Origin of the sequence: Bradyrhizobium sp. (assembly GCF_035484855.1) — a bacterium.
Classification (GTDB): domain Bacteria; phylum Pseudomonadota; class Alphaproteobacteria; order Rhizobiales; family Xanthobacteraceae; genus Bradyrhizobium.
In genome coordinates this window covers 1-6,317 of sequence record NZ_DATHOP010000067.1, presented here as the reverse complement: position 1 = coordinate 6,317, position 6,317 = coordinate 1, and the positions used below count along the sequence as shown (strand labels likewise).

Here is a 6,317-nt window from a genome sequence, read left to right as displayed (position 1 = left end):
GACAATGTCGCGCGGCACTACGATCTCGACGGGCGACTCTATTCGCTCTTCCTCGATGCCGATAAACAATACAGCTGCGCCTATTTCGAAACGCCCGACATGACGCTGGACGACGCCCAGCTTGCCAAGAAGCGGCATCTGGCAGCCAAACTGTTGATCAGCCGCGGCGACAGCGTGCTCGATATCGGATCCGGCTGGGGCGGCCTTGGCCTCTATCTGGCCGAAACCACCGGCGCCGACGTCACCGGCGTCACGTTATCGACCGAACAATTGCAGGTATCGAACGCGCGCGCGGCGGAGAAAAACCTGACCTCGTCGGCGAAGTTTTTGCTGGAGGATTACCGTGACATCCCCGGTCCGTTCGACCGTATCGTGTCGGTCGGCATGTTCGAGCATGTCGGCGTCGACTTCTACGAAACCTATTTCAGGCATTGCGCCGAGCTTCTCACCGACGATGGCGTGATGATGCTGCATTCGATCGGCCGTTCGGAGGGACCCGACGCCACCAATCCCTGGATCACCAAATACATCTTCCCCGGCGGCTACATTCCCGCCCTTTCCGAAGTGATGCCCGCGATCGAGCGCGCCGGGCTGCTGGTGTGCGACGTCGAAATCCTGCGGCTGCATTACGCCGAAACCATCAAGGCCTGGCGCGAGCGCTTCATGGCGCGGCGCGATGAAGCCGTCCAGCTCTATGACGAGCGTTTCGCGCGGATGTGGGAATTCTACCTCGCCTGCTCCGAAATGTCGTTCCGCAAGCAGAACATGATGAATTTCCAGATCCAGCTCGCCAAGCGGCAGGGCGTCGTCCCGATCACCCGCAACTATATCGAACGGGAAGAGGCGCAATTGCGCGGCATCGAGCGCGGACAACGGCCGCGGCTGCAGATCGCCGGCGAGTAAGCAAATCTAATTGCGCAGGCTGAAGCGCGAGGCGCCGTAAGGATATGGCGATGCCGGCCGCGCCAGTTGCGCGCGCAGGCCGATCAGGCCCGAGGGATCGCAAGGCAGGCTGCGTATCTCGGCACGGGAGACTTCTTCCATGGCGCCGACCAGCATCGACAGCCACAGCCTGCCACCGGCTTCCGATCGGAAGTCGCTTGATCGCCAGTGCCTTGCTCGATGCTGCTGATCCATCATTCGTCCGTGCCAAACCGCGCCGTTTACCAATCCCGAAGTCCGAAATCCGTTCCTGCCGACAAGAAAAACCAACGGATGTGATCTGCTTCACATAAGGGCGGACCGGCTTGCCCTAAATCACCGAAATGGCCCAGAAAACCTACCAATCACCGCTCGATTCGCAGGCCGGCATCGGAACCGACCTGGCCTTGATCGCCACCGGGATCGGCGCCGCGCTGTTCGCGCTGATTTATCTCATTCTGATCTGATCAAGCAGCGAGATCGCGGTTCCGAAACTCACCCGTCCTTGGGATAAGTATGCCCGGACGGCGAAAGGTTCATCGCGCACGGAACTTTCCCACTCCTCTTGCAGCTGCGAACTATCGACCGCGACGGCGCGAAAACCCGTCAAGCGTCAATTCACCATGCTCGCGCGAATTCCCAGGGCGCATTGTGAGAATCGGGCATAAGGCGGCTGCGTGCTTCCGCTCGCCACAGGACAGGCGCTTTATCGCCGCCCCGTATCCGCCAAACTTCCCGGAACACGCTAACGCCATGGCCATGCTTGATTCGAACGTCCTGAAACTCGCGCCCGACGCCGGAACCCCGGCCTATCGCAGCGCACCGCACAATATCGAGGCGGAACAGGCCCTGCTCGGCGCCGTCCTGGTCAACAACGACGCGTTCTACCGGGTCTCGGATTTTCTGGAACCGAAGCACTTCTTCGAGCCGATCCACCAGACCATCTATGAAACCGGCGGCAGCCTGATCCGGATGGGAAAAATCGCGACCCCGGTCACGCTGAAAACCTTCCTTCCGGCCGAGACCGATATCGGCGGCATGACGGTCGGCCAGTACCTCGCGCGCCTTGCGGCTGAGGCGACCACCATCATCAACGCCCAGGATTACGGCCGCACCATCTACGAACTGGCGCTGCGCCGCGACCTGATCCGGATCGGCGAGGACATGGTCAATGTCGCCTTCGACGCACCGGTGGATTTTGCACCAAGGGCGCAGATCGAGGACGCCGAGCGCAGGCTCTATGAACTGGCCGAGTCCGGCCGCTATGACGGCGGCTTCCAGCGTTTTGCGCAGGCGCTCACGGTCGCCGTCGACATGGCCGCGAAGGCATTCCAGCGCGACGGCAAATTGTCCGGCATCGCCACCGGTCTGCGCGATCTCGACATCAAGATGGGCGGCCTGCAGCCCTCCGACCTGATCATCGTGGCGGGACGTCCCGGCATGGGCAAGACGGCGCTTGCCACCAACATCGCCTACAATGTCGCGAAGGCGCATCGCGCCGAGGTCCAGGCCGACGGCACCATGCGCTCGGTCAATGGCGGCATCGTCGGCTTCTTCTCCTGCGAAATGTCGGCCGAACAGCTCGCCACCCGTATCATCGCCGAGCGCACCGGGATTCCCTCCAGCACGATCCGCCGCGGCGGCATCACCGAGGCCGATTTCGAGAAGATCCGCGACTATTCGATCGAGCTGCAGTCGCTGCCGTTCTATGTCGACGAGACCGGCGGCCTCTCGATCTCGCAGCTGACGGCGCGGGCGCGGCGGCTGAAGCGGCAGAAGGGCCTCGACCTGCTGGTGGTCGACTACATCCAGCTGCTGCAGGGCTCGAACAAACGCGGCAACGAGAACCGGGTGCAGGAGGTCACCGAGATCACCACCAGCCTGAAGGCGCTGGCCAAGGAACTCAACGTCCCCGTCATCGCACTGTCGCAGCTGTCGCGCCAGGTCGAGAGTCGCGACGACAAGCGCCCGCAATTGTCGGACCTGCGCGAATCCGGCTCGATCGAGCAGGACGCCGACGTCGTGATGTTCGTGTTTCGCGAGGAATATTACCTCGCCAACAAGGAGCCGCGCGCGGGCACGCCGGAATACGAGAAATGGCAGCTCGACATGTCACTGGTGCACGGCAAGGCCGAAGTCATCATCGGCAAGCAGCGCCATGGCCCGACCGGCACGGTGGAACTGCAATTCGAAGCCAGCCTGACACGGTTTGGCGATCTGACCCATGACAACCATCTGCCGGAGCGAAGTTACTGAGGCCCGCGGCGCGGTTGAACCGCCGCGCGGCTGCGCGTAAACTACGGCATGAACATCGTTTCCGATCAGAAATCGATCCCTGGCGGCAGCCTGTTGTCGCCTGAGGCGAATGCAGCGGCCGCCTTCGCCGCGGCCACCGCTACCGCCAACGGCGTGCTCACCGTCGATCTCGACGCCATCGTCGCCAACTGGCGCAAGCTCGAGAAGTCGGCGGTGCCGGCCGAATGCGCAGGCGTCGTCAAGGCCGACGCCTATGGCTGCGGCGCGGTCCAGGTGGCGCGCGCGTTGCACACCGCCGGCTGCAAGACGTTCTTCGTCGCAACGCTGGATGAAGCGCGCACCCTGCGCGAAACCCTGCCGTCGGCCACCATCTATGTGCTCGACGGTTTCTTCCAGAACACCGGCGATGCCTATGCCAAAATCGACGCGCGGCCCGTGATCGGCGACCTCAACGAGCTTGCCGAATGGGACGTGTTCTGCCGCCGCTCCGGCTGGGCCGGAGGTGCGGCTATCCATATCGACACCGGCATGAACCGGCTCGGCCTGACGCTGACGGAGGCGCAGGGCATCATTCCCCGGATCAACGCCGGCGATCACGGCATCACGCTGGTGATGAGCCACCTCGCCTGCGCCGAGACGCTCAATCATCCGCTCAACGCCAGGCAGCTCGCGAGCTTCCGCGAGATCGCGAGCCTTTTCTCCGGCGTGCCGGCGTCGCTGGCGAATTCATCCGGGGTCTTCCTCGGGGCGCAATTCCAGTTCGACATGGTGCGGCCGGGGGCAGCCCTCTACGGCATCAACCCGACACCCGAGGCCGACAATCCGATGCAGCCGGTGGTCGAACTGAAGGCCCGCATCGTGCAGATCCGCAATCTCGAAAAGGGCGAGACCGCCGGCTATGGCTGCACCTGGACGGCGCGGCGGCCCACCAAACTTGCGATCGTCTCCGCCGGCTACGCCGACGGCTATTTCCGCGCCGGCGGCAGCAATGACGGTACCCGCGGCGCCGAGGTCGTGGTCGCCGGCAAGCGCTGCCCGATCGCCGGCCGCATCTCGATGGACCTGGTCGCCGTCGACGTCACCGACCTCGAGAAGAACGCGGCGCGGCGCGGCCATCTGGTGACGCTGATCGGCGAAGGCATCACCGTGGACGAACTCGCGCACCATTTCGGCACCATCGGCTACGAGGTGCTGACCAGCCTCGGGCCGCGCTACATGCGCATCTACAAGGGCGGCGAGGCGAAAACCACCGACGAGCCCGTCGCCGCTGCCGCCGATCCCGCCCCTGCCACCGATGCAACTCCCGCCGCCGCCGGCTGATCCCGCTACTTCTGCGCGTCGAGCACCTTCTTGCAGGCCTCGGCCAACTGGCCGCGCTGCTTGTCCAGGCAGGCGATGATGCGGCCCCCGCCGGGCATCGTGCCCTTGCAGTATTTCTGATAGTCCGCCTTGCACGCGGCCTGCTGCTCGGCGGTCAGCGTCTGGGCTGTGGCTGCGCCTGAAAATCCGATGGCGACGGCGAGAACGGCGAAGGCTAGTTTGGACATGAGACCTCCCGGCTGTGTTCTGATCGATCTTTGGCACTGTGCCCATGAAAATCGCAACCTTCAACATCAACAACATCAACCGGCGGCTACCCAACCTGTTGCGCTGGTTGCGCGCGGCAAAACCTGATGTCGTCGCCTTGCAGGAGTTGAAATCGAGCGACGCCGATTTCCCGGTCGCGGCGATCGAAAAGGCCGGCTACGGCGCGGTGTGGCTGGGACAGCGCACCTGGAATGGGGTCGCGATCCTGGCGCGCGACGCCGAACCCGTGCTGACGCGGACCGAATTGCCCGGCGATTCCGACGACCGCGAGGCGCGCTACATCGAGGCAGCCGTTGCGGGAATCATCGTCACCAGCCTTTATCTGCCGAACGGCAATCCGCAGCCGGGACCGAAATTCGACTACAAGCTCGACTGGTTCAGGCGGCTGAAGTCGCACGCGGCGAAATTCATCAAGCAGGACATCCCGGTGGTGCTGGCGGGCGACTACAACGTCGCCCCGACGGCGCTCGATATCTATCCGACGAAGTCTTGGGACAAGGACGCGCTGATCCAGCCGAAGAGCCGCGCCGCGTTCAAATCGCTGGTCGAGCAAGGCTGGTGCGACGCGATCCGTGAAACCCATCCCTCAAAACCGATGTTCACCTTCTGGGATTACAAGCGCAACCGCTGGCCGCGCGATGCGGGCTTGCGGCTCGATCATCTGCTGTTGAGCCCGACCGTTGCGCCGCGGCTCGTCAAGGCCGGCGTCGACCGAAAAATCCGCGGCGAGGAAGGCGCCAGCGACCACGCGCCGGCATGGATCGTGCTCAAATAGCCTGTAAGCGTCTGGCGTTGGCGGCGACATGTTCGCGATAGCGGTCGACGACATCGGCTGCGCTTGCGCCGGCCATCAGGTTCGCACCGGCCTCGAACATCGCATCGATCTTCTCGCTCACCATGAGCCGGGCTTCGCGATCAGCCTCGTCACCGGGCGTTGCGAACATCGTCAGCCGGCGGTGGATGACCTCAAAGGCCTCGAACGCCAGCATGGTGCTGGCGAGCCAGGGAAAGCTGTCGACGGCTTCGGCAAAGGCGTTCATCGCGACATCCAAACTTCTTTTGAATTCGGGATGACATTAATACGTCTCAAATTTTAAGGACCCGGCCGCGAGATGGCGCGTGTTTTAGGCTTTGCGGTGAGCAGCGGTTAACCAAGCCACTGTTGGCAAGGGGCGACGACAAGTGAGGTCGTCATTGCGAGCCAACGGGTCGCGCGAATGCGCGCCCGATGACAGGCTCCGCGAAGCAATCCATCTTTCTTTTTGTTGAGTCATGGATTGCTTTTCGCTGCGCTCGCAATGACGTTTAGACATAACTCCGCGATCTCGCCGCATGCGATGCGCGAGGTATTCGTTTATTTTCCCGCCCTTCCAAACAAAGGGCGCAGGGAATGCCGGGCGCCCGATGCGCCCGATAGCCGTGTGTGCAATGGTAGTGGGTAGAGCGCACACACGTTAGCAGGTCACACCGGAATCACCCGGCATTCCCCACGCAATGGTTTTACGGATTATAACGTGCTCTTCCCGGTGCTCCGGGCTTGTTGGCCACCGTCG

The 6,317-nt window shown here is 63.1% G+C and carries 8 protein-coding genes; 5 read left to right on the top strand and 3 right to left on the bottom strand.

Translation table 11 applies throughout. The features are described from left to right. The coding region (locus VK804_RS07750) for a cyclopropane-fatty-acyl-phospholipid synthase family protein (RefSeq protein ID WP_325369561.1) at positions 1-903 on the top strand (903 nt) is incomplete at its 5' end. Positions 904-909: 6 nt separating this feature from the next. Here VK804_RS07750 and VK804_RS07745 read toward each other — a convergent pair. Next, positions 910-1,140: a transcriptional regulator gene (locus VK804_RS07745; protein ID WP_325369559.1), complete on the bottom strand. Its 231-nt coding sequence runs from the start codon at positions 1,138-1,140 to the stop codon at positions 910-912. A 125-nt stretch (positions 1,141-1,265) separates the two neighbouring features. On the opposite strand from VK804_RS07745, the gene VK804_RS07740 reads away from it, so the two are divergent. From VK804_RS07740 to alr, 3 genes are all read left to right on the top strand, one after another. After that, positions 1,266-1,388 carry a hypothetical protein gene (locus tag VK804_RS07740; protein ID WP_325369557.1) on the top strand — a complete coding sequence of 41 codons (123 nt, stop codon included), beginning with the start codon at positions 1,266-1,268 and terminating at the stop codon, positions 1,386-1,388. Positions 1,389-1,674: 286 nt separating this feature from the next. After that, positions 1,675-3,177: a replicative DNA helicase gene (locus VK804_RS07735; RefSeq protein ID WP_325369555.1), complete on the top strand. Its 1,503-nt coding sequence runs from the start codon at positions 1,675-1,677 to the stop codon at positions 3,175-3,177. A 48-nt stretch (positions 3,178-3,225) separates the two neighbouring features. Continuing rightward, positions 3,226-4,497, top strand: a complete 1,272-nt coding sequence (gene alr, locus VK804_RS07730; protein ID WP_325369553.1) for an alanine racemase — start codon at positions 3,226-3,228, stop codon at positions 4,495-4,497. Positions 4,498-4,502: 5 nt separating this feature from the next. Here alr and VK804_RS07725 read toward each other — a convergent pair whose 3' ends face one another. Then, positions 4,503-4,724, bottom strand: a complete 222-nt coding sequence (locus VK804_RS07725; RefSeq protein ID WP_325369551.1) for a cysteine rich repeat-containing protein — start codon at positions 4,722-4,724, stop codon at positions 4,503-4,505. A gap of 44 nt (positions 4,725-4,768) precedes the next feature. Between VK804_RS07725 and VK804_RS07720 the strand changes: the two genes are divergently transcribed. Next, positions 4,769-5,539 carry an exodeoxyribonuclease III gene (locus tag VK804_RS07720; RefSeq protein WP_325369549.1) on the top strand — a complete coding sequence of 257 codons (771 nt, stop codon included), beginning with the start codon at positions 4,769-4,771 and terminating at the stop codon, positions 5,537-5,539. On the opposite strand, the gene VK804_RS07715 is transcribed toward VK804_RS07720, so the two are convergent. Continuing rightward, positions 5,532-5,804 (bottom strand): hypothetical protein, encoded by a 273-nt coding sequence (locus tag VK804_RS07715; protein ID WP_325369547.1) that lies wholly within the window; start codon positions 5,802-5,804, stop codon positions 5,532-5,534. The two genes, VK804_RS07720 and VK804_RS07715, sit on opposite strands and share 8 nt — an antisense overlap. Positions 5,805-6,317: the final 513 nt, after the last annotated feature.